General features: G+C 32.4%; 20 protein-coding genes and 1 tRNA gene. 6 read left to right on the forward strand and 15 right to left on the reverse strand.

Translation table 11 applies throughout. The features are described 5' to 3' along the window. Positions 1–317 precede the first annotated feature (317 nt). Positions 318–764, forward strand: a complete 447-nt coding sequence (locus V9L04_RS05565) for a hypothetical protein (RefSeq protein WP_338793099.1) — start codon at positions 318–320, stop codon at positions 762–764. 207 nt (positions 765–971) lie between these two features. Here V9L04_RS05565 and V9L04_RS05570 read toward each other — a convergent pair whose 3' ends face one another. Then, positions 972–1,391: a nucleoside-diphosphate kinase gene (locus V9L04_RS05570; protein ID WP_338793100.1), complete on the reverse strand. Its 420-nt coding sequence runs from the start codon at positions 1,389–1,391 to the stop codon at positions 972–974. A gap of 352 nt (positions 1,392–1,743) precedes the next feature. Between V9L04_RS05570 and V9L04_RS05575 the strand changes: the two genes are divergently transcribed. Then, the gene (locus V9L04_RS05575; protein WP_338793101.1) at positions 1,744–3,975 is read left to right on the forward strand and encodes a M48 family metallopeptidase; all 2,232 of its coding nucleotides are present in this window, start codon (positions 1,744–1,746) and stop codon (positions 3,973–3,975) included. A 34-nt stretch (positions 3,976–4,009) separates the two neighbouring features. Further along, positions 4,010–4,696 (forward strand): hypothetical protein, encoded by a 687-nt coding sequence (locus V9L04_RS05580; RefSeq protein WP_338793102.1) that lies wholly within the window; start codon positions 4,010–4,012, stop codon positions 4,694–4,696. 144 nt (positions 4,697–4,840) lie between these two features. On the opposite strand, the gene V9L04_RS05585 is transcribed toward V9L04_RS05580, so the two are convergent. The 13 genes from V9L04_RS05585 to V9L04_RS05645 all read right to left on the reverse strand — a co-directional run bounded on the left by V9L04_RS05585 (position 4,841) and on the right by V9L04_RS05645 (position 20,540). After that, positions 4,841–5,656 carry an SDR family oxidoreductase gene (locus V9L04_RS05585; RefSeq protein WP_338793103.1) on the reverse strand — a complete coding sequence of 272 codons (816 nt, stop codon included), beginning with the start codon at positions 5,654–5,656 and terminating at the stop codon, positions 4,841–4,843. A 78-nt stretch (positions 5,657–5,734) separates the two neighbouring features. Beyond that, positions 5,735–6,457, reverse strand: coding sequence for a lysoplasmalogenase (locus tag V9L04_RS05590; RefSeq protein WP_338793104.1), 723 nt, complete (start codon positions 6,455–6,457; stop codon positions 5,735–5,737). A gap of 193 nt (positions 6,458–6,650) precedes the next feature. Further along, positions 6,651–7,025: a 50S ribosomal protein L7/L12 gene (gene rplL, locus V9L04_RS05595; protein ID WP_338793105.1), complete on the reverse strand. Its 375-nt coding sequence runs from the start codon at positions 7,023–7,025 to the stop codon at positions 6,651–6,653. 303 nt (positions 7,026–7,328) lie between these two features. After that, the gene (rplJ, locus tag V9L04_RS05600; RefSeq protein ID WP_338793106.1) at positions 7,329–7,865 is read right to left on the reverse strand and encodes a 50S ribosomal protein L10; all 537 of its coding nucleotides are present in this window, start codon (positions 7,863–7,865) and stop codon (positions 7,329–7,331) included. 29 nt (positions 7,866–7,894) lie between these two features. Further along, a complete protein-coding gene (gene rplA, locus V9L04_RS05605) occupies positions 7,895–8,593 on the reverse strand; it encodes a 50S ribosomal protein L1 (protein WP_338793107.1) in 699 nt (232 codons plus the stop codon). Between the two features lie 102 nt (positions 8,594–8,695). Continuing rightward, complete coding sequence (rplK, locus tag V9L04_RS05610; RefSeq protein ID WP_338761422.1) at positions 8,696–9,145, reverse strand: 50S ribosomal protein L11; 450 nt, start codon at positions 9,143–9,145, stop codon at positions 8,696–8,698. 306 nt (positions 9,146–9,451) lie between these two features. Then, positions 9,452–10,033, reverse strand: coding sequence for a transcription termination/antitermination protein NusG (nusG, locus tag V9L04_RS05615; RefSeq protein WP_338793108.1), 582 nt, complete (start codon positions 10,031–10,033; stop codon positions 9,452–9,454). A 56-nt stretch (positions 10,034–10,089) separates the two neighbouring features. Further along, complete coding sequence (gene secE / locus V9L04_RS05620; RefSeq protein ID WP_338793109.1) at positions 10,090–10,284, reverse strand: preprotein translocase subunit SecE; 195 nt, start codon at positions 10,282–10,284, stop codon at positions 10,090–10,092. A 200-nt stretch (positions 10,285–10,484) separates the two neighbouring features. Next, a tRNA-Trp gene (locus V9L04_RS05625) sits at positions 10,485–10,557 on the reverse strand. Positions 10,558–10,745: 188 nt separating this feature from the next. Next, the gene (locus tag V9L04_RS05630; RefSeq protein WP_338793110.1) at positions 10,746–12,260 is read right to left on the reverse strand and encodes a SusD/RagB family nutrient-binding outer membrane lipoprotein; all 1,515 of its coding nucleotides are present in this window, start codon (positions 12,258–12,260) and stop codon (positions 10,746–10,748) included. A 37-nt stretch (positions 12,261–12,297) separates the two neighbouring features. Then, complete coding sequence (locus tag V9L04_RS05635) at positions 12,298–15,471, reverse strand: SusC/RagA family TonB-linked outer membrane protein (protein WP_338793111.1); 3,174 nt, start codon at positions 15,469–15,471, stop codon at positions 12,298–12,300. Between the two features lie 539 nt (positions 15,472–16,010). Next, complete coding sequence (locus V9L04_RS05640) at positions 16,011–17,417, reverse strand: SusD/RagB family nutrient-binding outer membrane lipoprotein (protein ID WP_338793112.1); 1,407 nt, start codon at positions 17,415–17,417, stop codon at positions 16,011–16,013. Positions 17,418–17,450: 33 nt separating this feature from the next. Beyond that, on the reverse strand, positions 17,451–20,540 hold the full coding sequence (locus tag V9L04_RS05645; protein WP_338793113.1) for a SusC/RagA family TonB-linked outer membrane protein: 3,090 nt from the start codon (positions 20,538–20,540) through the stop codon (positions 17,451–17,453). Between the two features lie 877 nt (positions 20,541–21,417). Between V9L04_RS05645 and V9L04_RS05650 the strand changes: the two genes are divergently transcribed. The 3 genes from V9L04_RS05650 (at position 21,418) to V9L04_RS05660 (ending at position 24,484) form a co-directional block, all read left to right on the forward strand. Continuing rightward, the gene (locus V9L04_RS05650; protein WP_338793114.1) at positions 21,418–22,650 is read left to right on the forward strand and encodes a phosphoglycerate kinase; all 1,233 of its coding nucleotides are present in this window, start codon (positions 21,418–21,420) and stop codon (positions 22,648–22,650) included. 78 nt (positions 22,651–22,728) lie between these two features. Continuing rightward, positions 22,729–23,817 (forward strand): IS4 family transposase, encoded by a 1,089-nt coding sequence (locus V9L04_RS05655; protein WP_338791486.1) that lies wholly within the window; start codon positions 22,729–22,731, stop codon positions 23,815–23,817. 196 nt (positions 23,818–24,013) lie between these two features. Then, positions 24,014–24,484 (forward strand): Mpo1-like protein, encoded by a 471-nt coding sequence (locus tag V9L04_RS05660; RefSeq protein WP_338793115.1) that lies wholly within the window; start codon positions 24,014–24,016, stop codon positions 24,482–24,484. A gap of 132 nt (positions 24,485–24,616) precedes the next feature. Here V9L04_RS05660 and V9L04_RS05665 read toward each other — a convergent pair whose 3' ends face one another. Beyond that, positions 24,617–25,738 (reverse strand): hypothetical protein, encoded by a 1,122-nt coding sequence (locus tag V9L04_RS05665; RefSeq protein ID WP_338793116.1) that lies wholly within the window; start codon positions 25,736–25,738, stop codon positions 24,617–24,619. Between the last annotated feature and the right edge of the window lie 132 nt (positions 25,739–25,870).

Below are 25,870 nucleotides of genomic sequence, written 5' to 3' on the forward strand. Positions count from 1 at the left end.
TTTTTCAAAAAAACCAAAATATTTAGCCTTTGTTGGTGTTTTAGTGTAACGACACCAAAAAAATATATTTTCTTCACCTGTTCGTATTCCTAGAGAAAGAGAAACTAACGAGCATCCTATTTTGAAACGTTTTTTTCCGTGTGGTGAAGTGGCAGGTTATGCTGGTCGAATTGCGTCAGCTGTTATGGATGGAGAAAGGTGTGTTGAGAGGTTGGCAAAATTATATGGAAAGTAATTGCAGCATTTTTAGTATCTTTTACGTTATATTTTTAACTTATTTTACAAATCTATTATTTATTAATCTAAAATAACTTCAAATGAAAAATCTATCATTTCTATTAATCGCTTTTTGTATTTTATGTTTTAGCTCTTGTAAAAAAGATGAAGAATTATCAACTAAAGATAAAATTGTTGGGGAATGGCAATATGAATCTTTAAAATATGAAGTATATATAAATGAAGAACTTGTAGATAGTGGGCTAGATTCACTTGTAGGTTCAACCATCGAATTTAAAAGCAATGAAACTCTAATTTCTAGTTTTATAGATGAAAATGGAGATGTTCAAACTGATAATGATATTTGGGTATTACTAGAAGAGGAAAATAAAATCATAATTGGTGATATTGGAGATAGAGATATATTGGAAATACAAGAACTCACAGAATCTACAATGATTTTGATACAAAACATAGAAGTTACAGGTAGTGGAAGTGGTAATGACTTTTATCGTCGCAGAGATGAAGTGAGTCTAACAAAAAAATAATGAAAAAACCGTTTCAAAACTAAATTTTGAAACGGTTTTTGTTAAATTTTGCCTTTGGAAGACTAAAAAAATAAATTTACATTTTTAGCTATCTATAAAACAGGGTTTCAACCCTGTTTATTAATGCGTGAATTTTTCAAAGTGTAAATTTATTCATTTTATATTCCTTTGTTGGTGTTTTAGTGTAACGACACCAACAAAATATATTTAGAATTTCTCTAAGTTAGAGAAAAAGAAACTTCCTTCAATTTGTGCATTCTCATCAGAATCAGAACCATGAACAGCATTTGCTTCAATAGATTCGCCATATTTTGCACGAATAGTTCCAGCTTCAGCATCTTTAGGATTAGTTGCTCCGATAAGTTTACGAAAATCTTCAACTGCATTGTCTTTCTCCAAGATAGCAGCAACAATATTTCCAGAAGACATATACTTACAAAGGTCGCCATAAAAAGGACGCTCTTTGTGTACTTCGTAAAACTGTCCAGCACGCTCTTCAGAAAGACGAGTAATTTTTGCAGCTACCAAACGGAAACCTGCAGCTTCAATCATTGCTAAAACATTGCCTGTATTGTTTGCGCCAAAAGCGTCAGGCTTAATCATTGTGAAAGTACGGTTAGTTGCCATAATTTTTCTAATTCAATTTTAAGTAAAAAATATTTTTGTGATTTTTCTTCTAATATTCAATTACAAGAAAAAATCAATGGCGCAAAAGTACACTTTTTTATCCAAAAATAAGAATTGATAGACATAAATTATTTTCATTAGAAAGGCTAGTTTTTATCTGATAGGACAACAAAATTTTAATGAATTAAAAACTCTTAGAATAATTTAATTTTGCAGGAATAAAATTCAATTATATATTTTTTTTCTAAAAAAAGTAATGTTACTTTATATTTTTTTTAAGATTATTTAAATAATACTGATTACCTTTGCATTTGTATTTATTAACCTCAATATTACATCTAAAAATTTACTAATGAGTTACTCTACTTTCTGCAAATATTATTTTGATAAAATATTATTTGTAGGCATTTTGCTTGCTTGTTTTATAACAGCTACCAACTATTCTTATTCTCAAAATGATTCTGCAAGTATAAATTTTGAAGAATATCAACCCTTACAATCCAAAGGAACTGTTCCTCAAGATTTTCTACTCTCTGTAAGTGAACGTTATGTAGCCAAAAATCAGGCTATTGGAGAAAATATAGATAAAAAAACAGCTAAAAATATTGATCAATTTAACCTTCAAAGTAGCTTTTCTCTCAAGCAATTATTGTGGAGTGGAAATGTACTTTTTGGAGATGAGGTAAGTGAATATTTAAATGAAATTGCTTCTAAATTATTGAAAGATGATGACGAGTTACGCAATAAAGTTCGTTTTTACATTGTAAAATCGCCTGTTCCAAATGCTTTTGCAAATCCTGATGGAGCGATTTTTATTAATTTAGGCTTAGTGGCTCGTGCTGAAAATGAGGCTCAATTAGCTTATATTTTAGCTCACGAAATTACACATTATGTAAAACAGCATAGTATCAATCAATTTCTTTTTGGGAAAGAAGTCAATAGCAAGAAAAAGAAAAATGCCTTTCGTTTTGATAACAAATCAGATGAGCTTTATGCCAAAAGACTTGCACAAAGTAATTATTCAAAAGAACACGAAATAGAGGCTGATACGTATGGTTGGGAGCTTTTCAAAAACACAGAATATGACCTTTTGGCAGCAGCAAAAACATTTGATATGCTTCAAAACACTCGTCAGCCATTTGACACATTAGTTTTTGAAAGTAAATTCTTAAATAATTCTTACATTGAGCTTCCTGATAGTACATACTATATAGATACAGTTCATATTGTAGAGCGTGAAGAATTGGACTCAGCAGAATTAGAAGAACTTTTAGCATTGAGTACGCACCCAAGCGCAGCCGAAAGACAGGAATTAGCGATGAAAAGAATGAACGAAAGTGGAACGACAAATGGAGGAAAAGAATACGTGATTTCTAAAGAAAAATTTGAACTTGTACAGAAAATAGCTCGTTTTGAGCTTTGTCAATTATATCTTTCTGATGCAAAATACATAGATGCGCTGTATCATACTTTATTACTTCAAGAACAATATGGAGATAGTAAATATGTTCAGATGTCGCTTACAAAGGCTTTATATGGAATTGCAAAATACGATAATGCAAAAGCTCGTATCTATTTAGATCAACTCTATAGCCGAATGGATTGGAAGGGTAGAAATTGGTATTTTGCTTTAGAAGAATTAGATGATTATCAGCTTACTGTTTTGGCTTTAGCACATTGTTTTGAAATGCTGGATAAATATCCTAGTGAGGCTTATCTCAAAAATGCAATTCCTAGCCTTTTGATGGATATGAAATTACATTACGATGATTTTAGTAAAGGAAAAACAGTAGGCAAAAAGAAAAATCAAATCAATTATACAGAAGATTTGATGTATCCAGCTTGGCAAAAAGTTCAAGCTCATGCAGAATTTGAAGAGTTACGCAAACAAGGAGACAGACTTTATTTGGAGCATCAAAAAAATGAAAATAGAAGAGAAGAGGGAATGTCTGATGTGGAAGCCAAACGATTGAGTGATAACCTTACTCAAGGATATGCACTAGGAATTAATAAAATTATTATGGTAAATCCATTTTATGTCCGTTTAGATACTCGTAAAAAACAACCATTAGATATTTTTACTACTGACAGTATGCAAAATGTATTTAATCAAGAATTAGAGCAGAATAGTGAAAATCTCAAACTAGATATTGTTTCTTTAAACCCAAGTGCTTTTGGAGAAAATGACGCTGAAAAATTTAATGATTTGGCTATCATCAACTCATGGTATAAAGAAATGGGAGAGTCTAATGTAGATATGATTGCAAGTAACTATGATGCCTTACAAGATTTATCAAAGAAGCATGATACTCCTTATCTTACTAGAATGGCTGTAATAGATGCAAAAGTAAAATTCAGAACTGCCCCAGTATTTATGTCTGTTTTTTTCCTTCCTGTTCTTCCTTATGTAGTTTACCGTCAAGCTACTAGACACGAATCTATTTATATTACACTTATGCATGACATCAATACAGGAGAAGTGAAAATGATTCAAGGAAATAAGTCTAATACTTCTATCAAGAAGAAAAACTTATCTGATATTACTCGTTCACACCTTTTCCAAATCAAACGTAAAAAAAGATAATCATTTTTAAACTTATTTCTTAAAAAAACATTTTATGAAAAATATATTTATTTTGAGTGTGTTTGCTATTTTATTTTTTATGGCAAATACTGCACAAGCACAAGACTATTTCAAAGAGCGTCGCTATGAAGGAATTGATTTTACTAAACGTAATGCAAAAAAATACTACGTTACTATCTCACGTAAAAAATATGAGTTAGTGAATAAAGAAGAAGAGTTATTTTTAGGTCAGAAAATCTCTTTTGACAAAGGTCAGCGACTTTTTTATATAAAAAGACAAAAGAAAGCCATGACCTTTAAAGAGACAATCAACTTTATGAAATATGTAGGAAATAAAAAATCTGCCAAAGAACTAAAAGACAGTTGGAATTTACATAAAGCAGGTTCTATTTCAGGAATAACAGGAAGCCTTGCCATAATAATAGGTGGGTTTATGCTGACTACTTGGGGAGATGAGGAAGAGACTAGACTTGTAAATGAAGGTTTTATTTTAATAGGTTCTGGAGCTGCTCTTTATGGAACAGGTTATTTGTTACAATTAAAAGCTGATAAAAATGTCAAGAAAACTATTCGCTATCACAATAAAAATGTACGCAAGTTTTCAAAACCTGTAATTGCAAAAAATGATTTTATGCCTTCTAATTTGGGTTTTAAATCTGTTCGTACAAACTTATTAAATCCAACTCCTGTGCCTACTTTGAGCATGTCTTGGAATTTCTAATCCTTTGGAAATAACTTAAGTTGTGTATAACAGACTTCCTAGTCTGTTTGGATGTAAAAATTTGAATTAGATAGCAGAAAAAAGGTAATTGAAATAATAAGAATTTCGATTACCTTTTTTTATTAATATAGAACTAGATTGGTTTTACTTTTCTACTCCAAACATTTCCATTACTTCTTCTGAAACTCCCATTGCAGAAAAACCTCCATCATGGAAAAGGTTTTGCATCGTTACTTTTTTAGTAAAATCTGAGAAAAGAGAAATTACAAAATCAGCACACTCTTGAGCAGAAGCATTGCCTAAAGGAGACATTTTATCAGCATAACTCATAAAAGCATCAAAACCACCTACCCCAGTTCCTGCTGTTGTTGCAGTTGGAGATTGTGAAACTGTGTTTACTCTTACTTTTTTAGATTTACCCAAACGGTAGCCATAACTACGAGCAATAGATTCTAAAACTGCCTTTGCATGTGCCATATCACTATAATCAGGAAATGTTCTTTGTGCAGCAATATAAGTAAGAGCAACAATAGAAGCTTCATCATTCAAAACATCCATTTTTTCAGCTACTTGAAGCATTTTATGGAAAGAAAGTCCTGAAATATCAATCGCTTGTAATGTCCAAGCGTGATTCAAATCGCCATAATCTTTTTTCTTACGAACATTTGGACTCATTCCGATAGAATGCAATGCAAAATCAAGTTTTCCTCCCAAATGTTCAGTAGCTTTTTCGTACAAGTTTTCCCAGTCTGCTATCGAAGTAGCATCAGCAGGAATAACAATTGTATTACATTTATCAGCTAGTTCTTGAATTGTTCCCATTCTAAGCGCAACAGGAGCGTTGGTTAAGACAAACTTTGCGCCTTCTGCATGTGCTGTTTCTGCAATTTTCCATGCAATAGAATTTTCGTCTAAAGCTCCTGAAATAATACCTACTTTTCCTTTGAGTAAATTATACATAAGTTTCTTAATTGTGTTTGCTAAGTTAGAATCCTCGTTGATGCTTTACAACTCAACAACGGATAATTATATATTGAATTAATTTAAACTAGATTTTATCTGAATCATCATTCCATAAACAATCAATGTTTGTGCTGCCACATAAGTAAACATTACAAAAACAGGTGCATAAGGAATAGTAAAGTTTTTGACAAAAATATCTATTGCAAGTAACGAATCTGAAACCATAAATAAAAATGCACCGAAAAAAACATATTCAGCACTTGCTTTCAAAACCTTTCCTGTACGTTCCATTGCCATAAAAGCCATCGTTACAATAACTAAAACATATAGAGGAACAGCCACCAACATAACAGTATCTAACCACTTGTATAAAAATGTAAGCATCAAAATAGCTGTTCCAACAAAAGGAATAGCACGAATAAGTAATGTTTTGGTTGCACCTAATTCTTTATTTTGCAATGATTTTTTGAAAGTAAGAATATACAAGATGTGAGAAACCAAAAAACTGCCCAAACCAAGCATAAAAAATAATGGATTGTAGGATTGAAAGAGCAACAAAACATCACCTAACCAAGCCAAAAAAAGTGCTATCATAATAAAATTGATAAGGCTTTTCTTAAAAGATTTATTTACTTCTTTAGTATTGAGATAAAAATAAATTCCTAAAATAGGAATAAGAAATGGTTTAGACGCTAATTCTAATACAAAATCATATTTATAATTAGCATACAAATTTAAGACTGTGAAAAAAGCCAATATATAAAGCAGCCAAGTGTGTTTCGATTCAAAGTATTTCATTATTGGAGTTCACCGTTTTAATTTTTTGTTTAATTCTTTAGAAAGTTCAAAAATACTCTTTTTTCTATTGTATATCATTCTGTAAATGATTTTTTCCACAAAAAAACCTAAGAATTTCTAATAAATAGAATTCTTAGGTTTTTAGTTAGAAACAAAAAGCTATATTGTTAAGCTAAAGTTTGTAAAGTTTAGATTACTTAACTTCTACTTCAGCACCAGCTTCTTGAAGTCTTTTAGACATATCATCAGCTTCAGCTTTAGATGCGCCTTCTTTAACTGCTTTAGGAGCAGTATCAACTAATTCTTTCGCTTCTTTCAAGCCAAGACCTGTAAGTTCACGAACTAATTTTACAACTGCTAATTTAGATCCACCAGCAGCTTTCAAAATTACGTCAAATTCTGTTTGCTCTTCTGCTTCTTCAGCAGTAGCACCAGGAGCTGCCATCATTACAGCACCACCACCAGCAGGCTCTATGCCATACTCGTCTTTCAAAATGTCTGCAAGCTCGTTAGCTTCTTTTACTGTAAGACCAACAAGTTGTTCTGCGATTGCTTTCAAATCTGCCATTATAGTATCTATTTAATTGAGGTTCGTAAATAAATAAGTCTTCTAAAAATAAAGACTTACTGTATGTAAAAAGGTTGAATAAAGAAGTTTTGATTTGAATAAAATCACAGACTTAATTTATTCGGTTAAAAAAGAAATACAACTTGGAAGCAGTATTTTGAATAAATAATCAGAGTATTGAAGTAGTTTCTTCCCTAGTTGCCATTTTGTATAAATAATTATACAACTACTAACTTTGATTATTATTATAATTGTCTTTTTATAGAGATTTCATAAAGTAAAATTTCTACAAATAGATAGTTATTACTCGCCTTTTTCAGCAATTCCTTTAACCATCGCTGCAATACGACCACCACCACTGATAACAGCAGAAGTAAGACGACGAGCAGGAGATTGAAGAAGCATAATAACTTCGCCCAATACTTCATCTTTAGATTTGATTTCACTTAACATTTCTAGTTGGTTTTCACCAATGAAAAGTGCTGTTTCTACTGATGCAGCTTTGAATTTAGGCTTATCTGATTTGTTCTTTTTACGGAAATCTTTAATGATTTGCGCTGGAAGTTTTGCAGTTTCAGGAGAGAACATAATAGCAGAGAAGCCTCTTAAAGCTCCTTTTTCTACTAATGGTTCGAAGTCTCCTTCAATTTGCTCTAATGCTTTACGAATAAGTGTATTTTTAGCTACACGGTATTCTATGCCTTTCTCAAAACAAGCACGGCGAAGTGCATTTGTTTGAGCAACACTCATTCCAGAAGAATCAGTTACATAGAAATTCGCTGAATTAGAAAACTTCTCCACCAAATCCTTAACTACTTGTGTTTTTTGATCACGATTCATAGTATTATTGAGTTTTGTGGTGGAATAAATTATAGACCTTTGATAGACGATTTGTCAATCTTTACAGATGGACTCATTGTTGTCGAAAGGTGGACACTTTTCATATAAGTACCTTTTGCAGTTGCAGGCTTCAAACGAATAAGCGTAGTGAGTAATTCACTTGCATTTTCTTTAAGTTGTTGCGCTGTAAAAGAAGATTTACCAATACTTGCATGAATAATACCCGTTTTATCAACACGGAAGTCAATTTTACCAGCCTTTACGTCCGTAACAGCTTTAGCTACGTCCATTGTAACAGTACCAGCTTTCGGGTTTGGCATAAGCCCACGAGGACCTAATACTCTACCCAAACGACCGACTTTCGCCATTACAGTTGGCATTGTAATAATAACATCCATATCTGTCCAGCCACCTTCAATTTTAGCGATATAATCGTCTAAACCTACCATGTCAGCACCTGCTTCTTTGGCTTCGGCTTCTTTGTCTGGAGTAACAAGAGCAAGTACACGTACCTGCTTACCTGTTCCGTGAGGAAGAGTAACCACACCACGAACCATTTGGTCTGCTTTACGTGGATCTACACCTAGACGTACATCAATATCAACAGAAGCATCAAATTTAGCAAGGTTAATTTCCTTTACTAATTCAGTTGCTTTGTCTAAGACATACTCTGCTTGTGCATCGTATTTTGCAAGAGCTTCCTTACGTTTTTTAGTTAATTTTGCCATAACATTATTGTAGTCAAACGATCAAATTTAATTAATCTCCTACGTTTAATTTTGTGAATAAAAATATTCTTTTCCTCTACTACTTTGTAATTAAAATTTTAATTATTCAGCAGTTTCCCAAGGAGCTTTTCCAGTAACGTTCAGACCCATGCTTCTAGCCGTACCAGCTACCATTTTCATAGCAGAATGTACAGTAAAGGCATTTAAGTCTGGCATTTTCGTTTCGGCAATAGTCTGGATTTGATCCCAAGTTACTTTACCTACTTTTTCACGATTTGGAACGCCTGATCCTTTTTTCACTTTTGAAGCCTCAATTAAGAGAGCCGCAGCAGGAGGAGTTTTGATGATAAAGTCAAAAGAACGATCGCCAAAAACTGTAATCTCTACTGGCAAAGTTTGTCCCATACGGTCTTGAGTCAGCGCATTGAAACGCTTACAAAATTCCATAATATTGACACCTTTTGCACCAAGAGCAGGACCTACTGGAGGAGCAGGATTAGCTTGACCACCTTTTACTATGACTTTAAGTTTAGCACTTATTTCCTTTGCCATGATTGTGAAACGGTTGTTGTGATGTAATTATTGAATTATTTAAAATAAACTAGCCATCTTAAATAACTTCAAGTAACTACTTTACAGATTACTAACAAATGCTACAATACTGATAATTTAGTTTGTTAAAAGTTTGGGAGATAATCGTGGAAGCTTCATATCTAAAAACTATAATTTTAACTACTAAATTTTTTGGAGACAAATCTATAAGTAAGTTGTAGCTCTTAGTTTATAGATTTATATTTTTAAGAATTTTGAATAATTACTTTCCATTTATTCAAAATGATTTTTTCTTTTATTACAGAACTACTCTTCTTTTTGTACTTGAGAATAGTTTAGTTCTACTGGCGTACTTCTTCCGAAAATCTTAACAATTACACTCAGTTTTTTCTTTTCTTCTTGATGTTCCTCAATAGTTCCATTAAAACCAGCAAAAGGACCTTCCATTACTTTAATAGATTCCCCTACCATAAATTGAGTATCATCTTTTACTTCATCTTGATCTGCAGCTTCTACTTTTCCTAAGATGCGAGCTACTTCTGAATCTCTCATTGGAAGAGGCTTATCAGTTAGAGGTTGTCCGTCTACTCTTAAAAATCCAATAACACTTGGAAGATTGATCAATTGGTGAATAAGTTCTCCACTATTTGGCGAGTCTAAATCTACGTGTACAAGGACATAACCAGGTAAATAATTACGTTCAACAGCTACTTTTTTTGTTTTTCCATCTTTCGCTTTACGAATTTGGAATACTTTTTCAGTAGGGTTGATGATTTGACCAAAATATTCTTGTAGATTATTGATAACTATATCTTTTTCAAGATATTCTTTCACGCTGCGTTCTTTTCCAGAAACAACACGCAAAATGTACCATTTGAGTTCGCCCATAATTTTTTAGGAGTGAGTTGTAAATTGTTGGTAATTTTTTGAAGTGTAATTCCTTTTTATTGGAATGAGTTATAAATCTCACCTAAACCAAATTGGAAGGCTTGATCCATTGCAAAAACGATAAGTGCAAAGATAAGTGATGCAACAAGTACAACTACAGAAGTCTGTTGAAGACTTTTGAATGAAGACCAAGTTACATGTTCGGTCATCTCATCACGAGATTCTTGCAAAAATTCGATTACTTTTTTCATACTGAATTTAATTTGTCTTATCGGTAAGTTAGTCTTTAGACTTTTTTCTTAGAATAAATTCTATTAGAGCAAAAAAAACTCTAAAAAAAGTGAGTTTGATAGATTTTACGTTCATTAAAAACGTGCTATCAAACTCACTATATTGTAAATATTTAGAAAAAATCAATCAATTTATACTAAATCAAATTACATATTATTTGCACGAGCGGAGGGGCTCGAACCCACGACCTGCGGTTTTGGAGACCGCTGCTCTGCCAACTGAGCTACACTCGTATATTATTAGTTGCCTTTAATGAAGTGCAAAATTACAATTTATTTTTGAATTTGCAAATTTATTTTAAAAATATTATTGTATTAGAATTTTAACTTTCCAGCATAGCTTGATAATAGCTTTACCTCAAAAAAAGAGGTTGACCTTTTCGGACAACCTCTTTTAAGTTTATTGTTTAATGAGAGTTCAATTATTTAGTATCCCACCACAACTTTGTATTCAATACATCTGCTCCTTGACTAGATACAGCTTGAGTATAATTTGCTTTATTTGAAGATTGCTCATTAAGAGGATAAGGGATGCGAGTAGGAATTTCTCCATTTCCTTCTAATGCACCAGCAGCAGGCTCTTGAAGAATACCAAAGTCAAGACGACGATATTCAGCCCATGCCTCTAGCCCCTGCATATAAAGAGCTATCCACTTTTGTTGTCCTATGATTACATTCCACTCTTCACCACTAGCTTTCAATGCTGAGTAATTAACAGTTGGCTGAGCAATGTAAGCAGCTATATCTGAATCTGATAAGCTACCACCACTCCAATAATTCATAGATGCTGTAATACCTTGGTTATAGTATTCTGCTGCTGAACCTGCCGAAACAAACCCTCTTTCAACGCCTTCTGCTAATAAGAACTGTACTTCTGCATAAGTCATAAGTATTCCTGGAGATGTTGGTTGTAAAACTAACTGAGATGGTTGTGAAATACCTTCATCAGCAGTATTTGCTGCATCATTCTCTGTTAATCCATATACTTCTCCTACGTATTGTACATTAAGAGGATCACTAGGAGAGCTTGATACTGTTGGTGCACCATAAAAAGCAATTCTTGGATCATTTAGTTCTAATAATTCATTTACGAAGACGTTACTCATGGCAAAATCTGCACGAGTTTTACGATCTTGATTTAAAGGATTATTATTAGGAGCTGCTGAAAGATAATTAAATAAAGCATTATCAGCACTACTTTGAAATACACCAGCAGATACTGCTGACGAAACTGTTTGTTGAGATAATGATGGAGATACATCAGCAATTCTCATTCCTACTCTTAATTTCAAAGAATTACCGAATAAACGCCACTTATTCATATCACCATTATATATAGCATCACCTGCTACTGCAGTACCACTTGGATTAATAGCTGCTATTGCTTCATTAAGTTCGTTTATAATACCAGTATATATTTCTTCTTGCGAATCATATTTTGGATATAAAAACTCATCAGGATTTCCCGCTTGAGAATAAGGAGCTGCTCCCCATGTATCCGTAATCACTTGATACATATAGGCACGCAAAATCTTCGCTACTGCAATTTGATTTTCAGGAGCTCCAAATCCTTCATAGTCCTCAGGACTCTCTGTATTCAAACGAATGATTTCATTTAAATCAGTTATTACACCTGCATAATAGAGAGACCATAAGGTATTGGTTTGTGCGGTACGAAATGCATAACGACTTTCAGAAGAATATTGATTAGATGCCCAATACTGAGAAAGTTGCATTCCTCTTCTTCCATTTGCCCATTCATCCCAAATATTATCCACTAACACTTTTTCTGCTGATGTAAGCAAGAAAGAAGTAGATGCTTTACTAGGTTCGTTAGGATCTACATTAGTGTCTTCTGGTGGGTTACAACCAAACATAAAAGTTGCTAAAGAAGCTGCTACTAAAGTATGTTTATATTTTTTTATTATTTTTATCATCTTGAGTGTAAATTTTATAATTAGAACAGAGAATAGTTTAGAAAGAAAGACTTAAGTTGAATCCCCAACTACGTTCGCCTGGAAGCTGTCCACCTTCAAAACCTTGAACATTACCTGCACTTACACCATCTTGAGGATCAATATGTGGTGTATTACGGAATAAAATGGCTACATTTCTAGCAACGAATGATAAAGAAGCTCTCTGGAATGGAGTTTTGCTAGTTAATGTTTTAGGAAAAGTATAACCAAATTGAATCTCACGAAGTTTGACGTAACTAGCATCAAAAACATTTAGAGAAGAACTTGCACGATAATAATCTTGTCCCCAAGTAACTGCATCAACTACTGTTGCATTTTGGCTACCATCAGAAATAGGATATCCATCCTCATTAACTCCTGTTTGAACTACAGCATCAATAATGACACCATCTTCACGCATAGAGCCTTCTGCTGTTTCTTCCAAAACGCCACTATAATGTCCCCACATATTAGTTAAAGAATATATACTACCACCCATTTGTCCATCAATTAATACACTTAACATAAAGTTTTTATAGTTGAAAGTATTATTGATACCACCTGTCCAATCAGCCATAATTGAAGGACCTACACCTAAAGTAGGTTCTAAAACATAACGTCCGTTTGTACCTACAATATAGCTACCATCTGTATGCTTTGCTATTGTAGGACCTACAAATACTCCATAAGCTTCTCCCTCACGAGCTTCTAAGAATACTCCAAAAAGACTAGCCAAACGAAGTGTACTTACTCCTTCAGTTAATTCAACAACTTTATTTCTATTTCTCGCCCAGTTAATAGTTGCATCCCAAGTAAAACCAGAAGGAAGACGCAATACTTTTAAGTTTAACATTGCTTCTATACCTTTATTTGATACAGAACCAGCATTAATAACAGTAGTAGTATAACCAGTAGTTGGAGAAACAGGAACTCCAAAGATTTGGTCTTCTGTTGTAGAGTTGTAGTAAGTTACGTCAAGACTAACTCTGTTTTTGAAAAGACTAACTTCTGTTCCAATTTCCCAAGAATTAGTTTTCTCTGGAAGCAAGTTAGGATTATTTCTTGCGTTAGGAACCGTCATGTTACCATTACTACCAAAGTTTTGTTCTACTTCATAAGTCGTTGCAATACGATATGGATCGGTATCATTACCTACTTGACCATAACCAGCACGAATTTTTCCGAAAGTAAGCCAGTCAGCTTCAAGTTTTTCAGAGAAAATAAAACTACCTGTAACCGAAGGATAGAAATAAGAGTTATTGCCACTTGGAAGAGTCGAAGACCAGTCATTTCTACCTGTAACATCTAAGTAGAAAGTAGATTGATAACCAAATGAAGCACTAGCAAAAATAGAGTTTACTATTTTTTCACTACTGAAATCTATAACCTCTGGAGTACCTGCAGAGTTACCTATATTGAAATAATTAGGAACATTCAAACCATCTTGTGTACCTGCAAAATTACGATTATAAGCTCTGAAACGTCTATTAGCTCCAAGCATAGCAACTAAACTCAATGATTCTGTTAAGTTACGATTAGCATTAAGAATGAAATCAAAGTTATTATCTGTAACCGTACGTACATCTTCTCTGTAAAGAGGAATATCTACAGAACCTATTGCTATTCTTTCTTCTCTACGGTCAGTATATGTATCAACCAAGCCACGCCCAGTAGCACTTAACCAAGGCAAAATCTGATAAGTTAGGGTAGCATTACCATAAATTCTATCTCTTTGGTCTTCTGAATAGTTTTGATTTATTGTATAAAATGGATTATCAAAATAATTAGCAGCAGGATTATTTGCACTCTTTCTATTCCAAGTAATTTGAGAACCATCACTAGCTATATAGTTGTTACGTAAACGTTCGGTATCTAATTGACGTTGATACCACTGATTAAACATAGACATAATACCTGCACCATATCCCGTTTGAGGACGTCCTTTTCCTTGTTGATTTACATAGTTGAAACCTACACTAGCACTCAACTTATCAGATAGTTTTGAGCTACCATTGAAGCTAAGTGTATTACGTTTAATTTCTGAACCAGGATAAGTTCCTTGCTGATCCACATTTGTATAAGACAATCTAAAAGTAGCTGCTTCACTACCTCCAGAAAGAGCTAAACTGTTACTAAACATACTTCCTGTTTCAAAAAAGTTTCTCACATTATCAGGACTCGCTACTAAAGGGCGTGCCTTACCAAAGTTCTCTGTATCTTCAGGATTAAAACTATCCCAATGACGAGCCATAATAGACCCATCTAAAGGCGCACCCCAACTACCATCTAATCCGTAATTAAGAATAGTATTTCCATTCTCATCTGTTACAGGATTTCCATCTGCATCAGTTAATATAGCTGCTCCATATTTGTTTTGATAATCTGGTAATATATATACATTTTGAAATTGAATTCCACTATTAAAAGTTACACCAATTCCTTTACGTTTTGTACCTTTTTTTGTAGTGATAAGAATAACACCATTTTGTCCACGTGAACCATATAAAGCACTTGCAACAGCACCTTTCAAAACGTTTACAGATTCAATGTCATTTGGATTGATGTCTTGAGCAGCATTACCGTAATCAATACCTCCACCACCACGAGCTTGGTCAGTAGTTGTAAAATTTGAATTATCAATAGGTACACCATCTACAACAAATAGAGGTTGATTTTCACCTGTGATAGAGCTATTACCTCTAATAACAACACGAGAAGAACCACCAATAGAATTAGAGCCAGTGATTTGAACACCAGCAATTTTTCCATTCAGAGAGTTTACTACGTTCATTTCTCTAGCTTGAGTAAGATCATCTCCTTTTATTTCTTGAGTTGCATAACCTAAAGATTGTTTTTCTCTAGACACTCCAAATCCAGTAACAACAACAGTTTCCAATTGTGAATCTTCAGCTAGTGTTACATCAATACTTGTACGACCTGCTATTTCTACTTCTTGTGTAGCATATCCTACAAAACGAAATACAAGTATTTCACTTCCAGCAGGTACGGTAATAGAGTATTTACCCTCTAAATCGGTAGTTGTACCTGTATTTGTTCCTTTTACCTGTACAGTTGCACCAGGTAAACCACCTTGAACGGCGTCTATTACTGTACCAGTAATTGTTTGTTGTGCCCAAGCTGAACCGATCAGCATAAGACTCATTAGCGCACTTAGTAATAATTTTCTCTTCATGAGATTAGTTAATGTTAGTTTGAATAAACAATTGATCAGAATTAAATTTTTTGTAATTATTTTTTATAAAAATTGTGAAGTATAATATAGAAATAATGTTACTACAGTACAATTTTACTAAAAAATGTTAAAATTAAATATATTCAAAACTGACTTTTCTTTAAAAGAAAAAAAAATATAAAAATGTTTTTTTGTTATTTCTCAAACAATTATTTAGTTAGTTAAATACATAACCCAAATAAAAAAATGATTAAATCTTTAAATTCAATTTTATATCTTTTCATAAAAGTATGTTATATCTCTTAATAATCCAAAATAAATGCTAATAATTTACTAATTATTATGGCTAATTTAAAATATGATTTTAGTAGTGATTTTTATATTAAAAAAAAAATGATTATAAAACTTGCAGTTAAACTGCTATGATTACAGATTTCTGCGTGAATAATATAATGTTTTCTAGTAACATAAAAAAAGAGACTCATCATTTTGATGAATCTCTTTTTTTATAACATTATTATGTGTTTATAATAATTCTACTATTTGTCCCACCATACAGGAGTTAATACATCTGCTATGTTAGGAACATTGGTAGGGTTTCTATCTAGTTCAGACTGTGGATAAGGATAACGTAAAGGAATACCTCCTATAAAACCATTTGATACAGGAGTAATATTTGGATATCCAGTCCTTCTCCATTCTGCCCAAAGTTCTACTCCTTGATTAAATAAAGCTAGATATTTTTGTTGATAAATAGCTGTAAGTTTATCGCTTGCACTTGCAAAATTAGCAGAACTACTCAAATAATCATCTGAGCCACTTACATCATATTGTGCAAAAGCAGCTCTTACACCATTTTCATAATGAGCTTGAGCATCTGTACCTATACCAAAACGTTGTGCAGCTTCTGCTTTCAAAAACTCAACTTCTGCATAAGTTAATAAATATACTGGAGCTGTTGGATCGTCTATTAATTTAGAATTCATAATAGAATAGCCATCAGGGTACAATACATCATTTCCATTAGGAGTTCCTTTTATTTCAGTAAACCCATCTTCTGTGTTAGGCTGAAAATAAGCGGTTAACCTTGGGTCATTGAGAGAATTAAGTAAATTTACTATAGTGGTACTTGCTGAAAAATCACCTCTTCTTGAACCACTTGCATGCCATCCCCAAAGAGGATTTTCGTTAGTAGGACTAGAGCTATAATCTAATTTTAGACTTTCCTCATTTGATGAAATCATTGGACTATTAATTATAGCACTTAATCCTTGTTTGGCAGTTGCTTCATTCACCTCAGTCATTCTCATATATAAACGAAGTTTTAAACTATTGGCATATTTTCTCCATAGTTCAATATCTCCTCCATAATACAAATCTGAGCTTCCAAATGTTTCTCCACCTTCTTGCAAACCTGAAAGACCTTCATCTAATAATGCGATAATTGCTGGATAAATAGTTTCTTGAGCATCATAAGTAGGAGCTAATACTTCTCCTCCTTTTACAGCATCTGAAAAAGGAATATCTCCCCAAGAATCTGTGATTACACTAAATACATGAGCTTTAAGGATTTTACCCATAGCTACATAATTAGGACGTTCTTCAGCTTCTCCATTTTTTATGACAGTTTCTATGTCTATTAAAGCACCTTCATAGAAGTCACCCCATATTGCATCTCCATCAGTAGGCAAAAATTGATAGCGATCTTCTTTGAAATACTGACTGTAGCTAGGCGCAATTGCTTGAGTCCAAAACATACCACGTCTATTCATAGAACCTCCTACCAGTGTAGTAAACCTTACTTGTGCAGCAGGAACTAGACTTTTCGTTGGAACTTTTGTTGGCGAATTCGGATTTTCGTTTACATCTATCCAATCTTCACAAGAAGAAAATGATAGTGTTACCATGAATGCCATTACTATGGCAATTAATTTATTTGTTATCATTAGTTTTATATTTTATATTTCTGGTTTAGAAGTTTAAAGAGCTACACGTAAGTTAACACCTAGACTTTTTGTACTAGGAATGCTTCCATATTCATATCCCATTATATTAGAAACTGTACCAATAGTAGCTAATTCAGGATCTACATGTTTAGATTCTGATTGCATCCAAAGATTACGTCCTACAATAGCTACAGAAATAGCTTTAAATGGAGTACGACTTACTACAGATTTTGGTAAACTATAGCCTAAACGTAGTTCTCTTAATTTAATAAAACTAGCATCTAAAAGAGTAGCACGAAGATCAAATATTCTATCTTCCCAATACTGTTCAGCTGTTATCTCTATATCATTAGGAAGAAATGTTCCATCACCGTTATCTATTACACCATCTAAAACGAATGGTGTTTCACGATTTGCTAAAGTTTCTTCTACTTGTCCTGCATAACGCAATACGCTTGTAGTTAAAGACCTAAATTTACCACCTTGGCGTATATCAAATAAGAAACTTAATTGAAATCCTTTAAAGTTAAATTCATTTTGGAAACCTAACATAAAATCAGGATTTGTATTACCTTGTATAGTAGACTCTGAAGAAACAGCAGGAAGTCCTGTATTAGGATTAATAATTGCTCTTCCATCATCTGTTCTGGCATAATCAGGACCAAACCAACTACCAAATGCTTCACCTACTCTCAATACTTGACCACCACCTAAACTAAGATCTGTATCATTGTATGTTTTTAATACTTCATTTCGATTACGAGTATAATTTAACATTGTATTCCAAGAAAAGCCAGACGCAGTACGTATAGGTGTACCAGTAATAGCAAGTTCGATACCTCTATTGCGAATATCACCAGCATTTAATGTTAGAGTAGAATAACCTGTTGATTCAGGAATAGTAACATTAATTATTTGATCACGACTGTTTGCATTATAGTAAGTTAAATCTACTCCAAGTCTATTGTCTAAGAAACGTAAATCTAAACCAAACTCATAAGAAGTTGTAATTTCAGGACTTAATGTTGGATTACCAATAGATGAACCTACTGTAAATCCAGGTGTTCCATTAAAAGGAAAATTAATATCATTATTAGCTGGGAAATTATCAATTACAGGACGAGAATAGGTAGATGCTAATTGATATGGGGTAGCATCACGACCTGCTTGTCCCCAACTTGCTCTTACTTTACCAAAAGAAAGAATTTCATCATTCAAATCAAATGCATCTGAAAATACAAAACTAGAAGATATAGATGGATAGAAGAATGAATTATTATCTTTAGGTAATGTAGAAGACCAGTCATTACGAGCACTTACTGTAAGGAATAGATAATTACGATAGCTTAAATCAACAGTAGTAAAAATACCATATAGACGATACTCAGTTAGAGTATTACTTCTATCTGTTATATTTTCCAAATTAGAGGCAGAGTAAAAATCTGGAGTAATTAAACCAGTGCCATCAAAGAATAACCTTTTTGTACGATTGTCAATAGAGTTATTTCCAATAATTGCTGTAAGATTTATGTCTTCAGAAAGCTTACGATTAATAGTCAATAATAAATCTGTATTTATATTACGAACATTATAATTGTCTTCATAAAAACCACCAGAAGCTCTATCATCAGAACCTACTGCATATAATTGGCGACGTGAGTCACTATATACATCAGCTCCTAAACGTGCTGTAAAAGTTAACCAACTCAATATATCATATCCAGCCTCTACATTACCTATCAAGCGATTACGATCTTGAGAAAATGTATTTTCTTCTAATGCAAAGTGAGGATTATCAAAATAGTTTATCCATTTACGTTGAATATTTAGAGGATCTTGTGTTCCTTCTGAATTACGATAATCTTTTAATTCATTCCAATCTAGAGTACGAGGTGCCCACATAAACATAATAGGAATAGATGCTCCTCCTTGACCTTGTACACCCAAGTTGTCAGAATTGCTACGTACATAAGATGCTGAAGATCTTACAGTTAATTTAGGTGCTAATTTACCTCCTGCATTAAAAGTAAAAGTATTTCTAGTTAAATCAGTATTAGGTAAAATACCTGTTTGTGTAAAGTTTGTATAACCTAAACGGTAGTCAATATCTTGTCCACTACCAGCTATAGAAATACTATTTACCCAGTTTTCTCCTGTTTCATAGAAATCTTTAATATTATCTGGTCTAGCTACTAAATCAACTACATCACCTTTCCAATCTGTCACTCCTTTTGAGTCAGCAGAGCCAATTCGTGGTCCCCAACTCGCATCAATGATTTCATATTGACCATTAAGACCTTGAGCATACTCATTTTGATATTGAGGAAGGAGTAAAGGACTAGAAAATGTAGCTGAAGAGTTAAATTCTACAGAAAGTTTTTTACCTGTTCCTTTTTTAGTAGTAATTATAATTACGCCATTTGCAGCACGAGATCCATATAAGGCTGTAGCTGAAGGTCCTTTAAGAACAGACATTGACTCTATATCATTAGGATTAATGTCAATAGCTGCATTACCTACAGCAGCACCATCTCTAGTATTAGTAGTTCCTCTAAAAGTACTATTATTTATAGGAATACCATCTATAACATATAAAGGTTGGTTGTTTCCATTAACAGATGACATTCCACGAATAATAACATTAGTAGGTCCACCAACTGTTCCTGAAGTATTTATTACCTGAACACCTGCTAGTTTACCACTCATATTATTAAGAGCATTTCCATCTGGAGCTTTGATTAATTCTGAACCACTAATGTCTTGTACAGCATACCCCAAAGCTTTTTTCTCTTTTGCGATGCCTATTGCTGTAATTATAACTTCGCCTAAAATATCTTCAGCTAGTGTTACATCAATAGTTGTACGATTATCTATTGTTTCCTCTTTCGTAGTATATCCTACAAAGCGAAAAACAAGTATTTCACTTCCTTCAGGTACAGTAATAGAGTATTTACCCTCTAAATCGGTAGTTGTACCTGTATTTGTTCCTTTTACCTGTACAGTTGCACCAGGTAAACCACCTTGAACGGCGTCTATTACTGTACCAGTAATTGTTCGCTGTGCCCATGCTGAACCAACCAGCATAAGACTCATTAGCGCACTTAGTAATAATTTTCTCTTCATGAGATTAGTGAATTTTAATTTAAATAAATAATCAATTTTAAATATTCGGAAGGTCGATTGTTTGTTTACAAAATTGTTTAACAGAATATAAATAAACTGTTAAATTATTGTTACTGAAAAAAGCACTCTTAAATCGTCAAAAAAAGCACAATTTCCATAAAGATAATTTTATCAAAAAAGCTTATTTAAGCCTTATACAAATAATTAATTGGTCATTAAATCAATACACCAAATAAAAAAATGAGTAAGGCTTTACATACAGCTTTCTATTTTTTTATAAAAGTATATCATATCTCTTAATAATCCAAAACAAATACTAATAAATTATTAATTATCATAGCTAATTTATAATGAATTTAAAATATATAGTTGATAGTAATACTTTTACAGTATAATAAAACACATATTTTAATTCCATTTTATACAATTTACATGTTGATTTAAAATCTTTCATTTACTAAGAGATGAAAATTGACATTCTTTTTTAAACTTAATATTGGGCAATAATGAATTTACATTTCAGGTAAAATACCTAAAATTAATATACATGGATTTGGTGGTTATTAAATAGCTTTTAGAATAAAAATACTACTCATATATAAATCCTACTTGAATGTAAGTTAAAAAATAAGCATAACTAAGTTTAGAAGTTACGCACTCTAAACTCACATAACATTCTAATTAGCTAATAATCAATTGTTTAGAAAAACTTATTTTTTTTAGCAAAAATTTAAAATATAGAACTCAAAACAAATTATAAGTCGCTAAAAATCAATCATTTAAAAATAACGTAATATTTAGGTGCGTAACTCCTATAATTTAATTTCGTAATTTTGAACTTTAGTTATTTCTAACTCTTCAACTTTTTATTTATTCTATGATTTACTTAGATAATTATTCATTTGCTGACAAAACAGCTCTAGTTCGTGTAGATTTTAATGTTCCTTTAAAAGATGAAAATGGTAATTTTATAATTACAGATGACACTCGTTTAAAGGCTGCTTTGCCTACTCTCAAAAAAATACTAAAAGATGGAGGCAAAATTGTTTTGATGTCGCATTTGGGCAGACCCAAAAATGAAGGAGAAACACAAGAAGAAGGAAAAGGAGAAAATAAATTTTCTTTGAAACATATTGTAAAATACTTGAAAGAACATCTGAAGACAGAGGTAAAATTTGTAGAAGATATTACAAGTGATAAAGCCTTAGAAGAATCTAAAGAACTCAAAAAAGGTGAAGTTCTTTTATTAGAAAATGTCCGTTTTTATAAAGCAGAAACCAAAACAGAAAACGATAATCATACAGAATTTGCTAAAAAATTGGCTCTTTATGGAGATGTATATGTCAATGATGCCTTCGGAACAGCACACAGAAAACATGCCTCAACAGCAACAGTAGCTGATTTTTTTGATAAAAAAGATAGAGTTTGTGGCTATGTAATGCAACAAGAGCTAGAAAATGCCAAGAAAGTATTAGGAAATCCAGAACGCCCTTTTGTGGCAATTATGGGAGGTGCAAAAATTTCTGATAAAATAATGGTTATTGAGAAATTATTAGACAAGGTAGATGCTCTTATTATAGGAGGTGGAATGGCATATACGTTTTTTAAAGCAGAAGGAGGAAAAATTGGAAGTTCGTTAGTAGAAGAGGATAAATTAGAATTGGCTAGTGAACTTTTAAAGAAGGCAAAAGAGAAAAATGTAAAAATTTATTTACCAAAAGATTCTGTTGCAGCCGATAAATTTGATAATAATGCCAATACAAAACTTGTAAATAACAATGAAATACCAGATGGATTTATGGGATTAGATATTGGAAAAGAAGCACAAGAAGAGTTTTCTAATGTGTTGAGAAATGCAAAAACAATCATGTGGAATGGTCCAATGGGAGTTTTTGAGATGTCAAATTTTGCAACAGGAACTAAGAAAATTGCTGAAGCTGTAGTGCAAGCAACAGAAAATGGAGCATATTCACTTATTGGAGGAGGAGATTCGGCAGCAGCTATCAACCAAATGAATGCAGGAGATAAAGTTTCTTATGTTTCGACAGGTGGTGGTGCACTTTTAGAATATTTGGAAGGAAAAGAATTACCAGGAGTCTCAGTCCTCTGACAAAAGATTTTGAAACGAGATAAAAAAAAGCCATAATTGAGTTTCTTACAAAATTTTTTTCACAAAATTTTCTCAATTATGGCAAAAGCAAAGTATGCTTCTAGTGGTAAAGTTACAAAATTAGTTACTGTTTTATCTTCTCATTTAACAGAGTTTCATTTTGCACGAGTTCAATTTATAGGTCTTTTTGTAATAGCTGTTATAAAAGTAGGATTAGGAGGGTTGATTCAAATTGCTACAGCTTTTGAACGGAATGTAGAATGCAGCTCCTCTTTACGTCGTATTGAACGCTTTTTAAATCACTATAACCTTGATTTTAAGGCAATTACTCGTTTAATTGTTTCTTTACAAGGTATTGATAAGTGGAAGGATATTGTTTTATGTCTTGACCGTTCCAATTGGAAAGTGGGTAAAAAAAATATAAATATTTTGTTACTTTCAGCAGCTTATAAGAATGTTTCAGTGCCTCTTATTTGGTCTGTTTTTCCAAAAAAAGGAAACTCTTCTACTGAAGAACGCATCGAATTAATAGAACGTTTTTTATCTATTTTTCCTAACCTATCTATTTCTTCTATTGTAGCAGATAGAGAGTTTGTAGGTCAAAAATGGTTTACTTATTTATCAGGAAAAAACTTTGATTTTGTAATGCGACTAAAGTCTAATTTTAAAGCGACTAGAAAAGGTAAAACAAAGTCAATTGCAGCATGGTGTAGAGGACTGGCTATTTCAGAAACGTATCATTTAGAGGGTGTTTTTATAGTCAATGGTGTAGAAGTATATTTATCTGTAAGCAGAACACAAAAAGGATATATTTATCTAGCTTCACCTGTTTTTTTAGAAAACGCTTTTGAAATTTATAAACAACGTTGGGAAATAGAAACGCTGTTTAAAGCACTAAAAACACAAGGTTTTAAGCTAGAAAATACAAAATTGACAGAACCAGAGAAAATAGCTAAATTACTTGCTCTTTGTTCTATTGCATTTGTTTGGTGTTACAAAGTAGGGGAGTGGAAACATAAAAAAACGAAAATAAGAGTCTGTTCAAATGGATATAATGAATACTCTTTTTTCCGATATGGATTACTAGAAATCAAAAAAATACTCAATAATCCAATGAGTAAAGAAACTAAATTCAATCAGAAAATTAAAGTTTTGTCAATGGAGTGAGACCAGGAGTAACAGCTTTAGAAGGATAATTTTTTAGTTATTATTGACTTAACCCTAAGAGATTTAAATTGAGATTTAAATTTCTTAGGGTTTTTTAGTAGATAGAATTTTTCTATTTGATTTAGCTTTTTATTATATTGAGATAAAATTATTCTACTCTACAAATACACATACAAACAATATACTTATGAGGACTATGCAACAATGGCTTGATAAATATGGAGAAAGCCATCAAAATCACACCAATAAAATGATTCATTGGATTTGTGTGCCTACTATTTTTTTTAGTGTGTTAGGACTTCTTTGGAGCATTCCACATCAATTTTTGATGGATTTATTCCCATTTATGGGGAGTTTTGCTAATTTTGCGACTATTTTTTGTATTGCTTGTTCTATTTTTTATTTGCGTCTGTCTTTTCCTATTTTTTTAGGAATGATTGGAATAGCTATTGTTTATCTCTCAATTTGTAATTGGATTTATACTACTCCTAATCTCTCTCTTTGGGTGGTCTCACTAACTATTTTCGTGGTAGCTTGGATAGGGCAATTTATTGGACATAAAATTGAAGGCGAAAAACCTTCTTTTATCGATGATTTGAAATTCCTTTTGATTGGTCCTGCTTGGTTACTTTCTTTTGTTTTTCGTAATTTGGGAATAAAATATTAATTTATCAGTAGTCAGACATAATCAACAAATATTTTTTGTTACTCTACACATATAAAGTGCTGCTATATCCAAATAAAAAAAGCTATACAATTTCTCGTATAGCTTTTCTAGTTCTTAGCTTATTTTATTCTATCAATTTTTATCTAAAGGAATCACTTTACCAGGTTGTTGTCTATCTACAACTCCTTTTTCTACAAGCATGTGTTGTATTTGTTCGGCTTTCTTTTTACTCCAATAATTTCCGTACAAAATTTTGAATGTAAAATCAGGACCATAATGATCAACTTTTATGTAAGCTTCTCTATATCCTTCTTCGATAAGCATTTCACAAAACTCTTGTGCTCCTTCTTGTTCTGGAAAATCTGTTAGATGAATTACCCAACGCCGTTTATCTATCCTATGTCCTTTGTGGTCATACATAAAATCATTTTTGGGGTCAAAGGGTTGATAAGGAGGATAGAAAGTGGCAATTTCTAATACTTTATTATCTTTTTTGAATGGCATAAACCAATCATATTGCAAGACAGAAAATTCTTGTATATCTTCATCCACAGGTTTTACATACAAATAATAGGGATTTCCATCTTCTTCTTTTTCCATTCTTGCAAGGTCTCCATTTACTGTTGGCGTGTAAACAGTTATAAGAATATTCGAACGACGATCATCTTCTGGTGATTCTACAAAACTCTCAGGCATTTTTGGCAGAGCTGTAAGAACATCCATTTTTCCATCAAAGTTAAAATCACCAAATGATTCTATTCCTGGCAAAATACTATTAAAAGCATAAGCTACTACCTTATTGGGGTCAGTAATATCAAATAGATTATAACATTTGAAACGACAACCTTTGGTCATACATTCCTCACTCAAAGTATAAAAACAAAGATATTTCCTACCCAAAAAATCAAATTCATATACATCCAAAAAAATACTTAAATATTGAACTAATGAACGCTCAATACTACAATAAAATTTAAAGTGTTGTCCATTTATATAAACTCCTGTTGGAGCTGGATTTATAATTGGATGATACTGAGGTCCATTAAGTACATATAAAGCAATCGGAATACTAGACCCTTGATAATCTGTAAAACTAGTGTCCTTCTTTTCTCTAGGAAGTGAAGGAGTAGGGTGCATTGTAATAGTAACAGGTTCTTGACTAAGTTGTGCTATTTTATAATCTTGTGCCAAAACAGAAGATTTAAGTAGCATAAGTGAACCAATAAATAAAATAAATACGATTATATTTTTCATAAACTGCATTTTTTCACTTTATTAAATAAGCAGACTTTATAGTATAATTTTAAGGATGTTTTTTTTGTATTCTTATCTTCAAAACGCTAGATTTTAGCAAAAGTTATATTTATTGATAATGAATACTGAGAA

Origin of the sequence: Bernardetia sp. MNP-M8 (assembly GCF_037126285.1) — a bacterium.
Taxonomy (GTDB): Bacteria; Bacteroidota; Bacteroidia; order Cytophagales; family Bernardetiaceae; genus Bernardetia.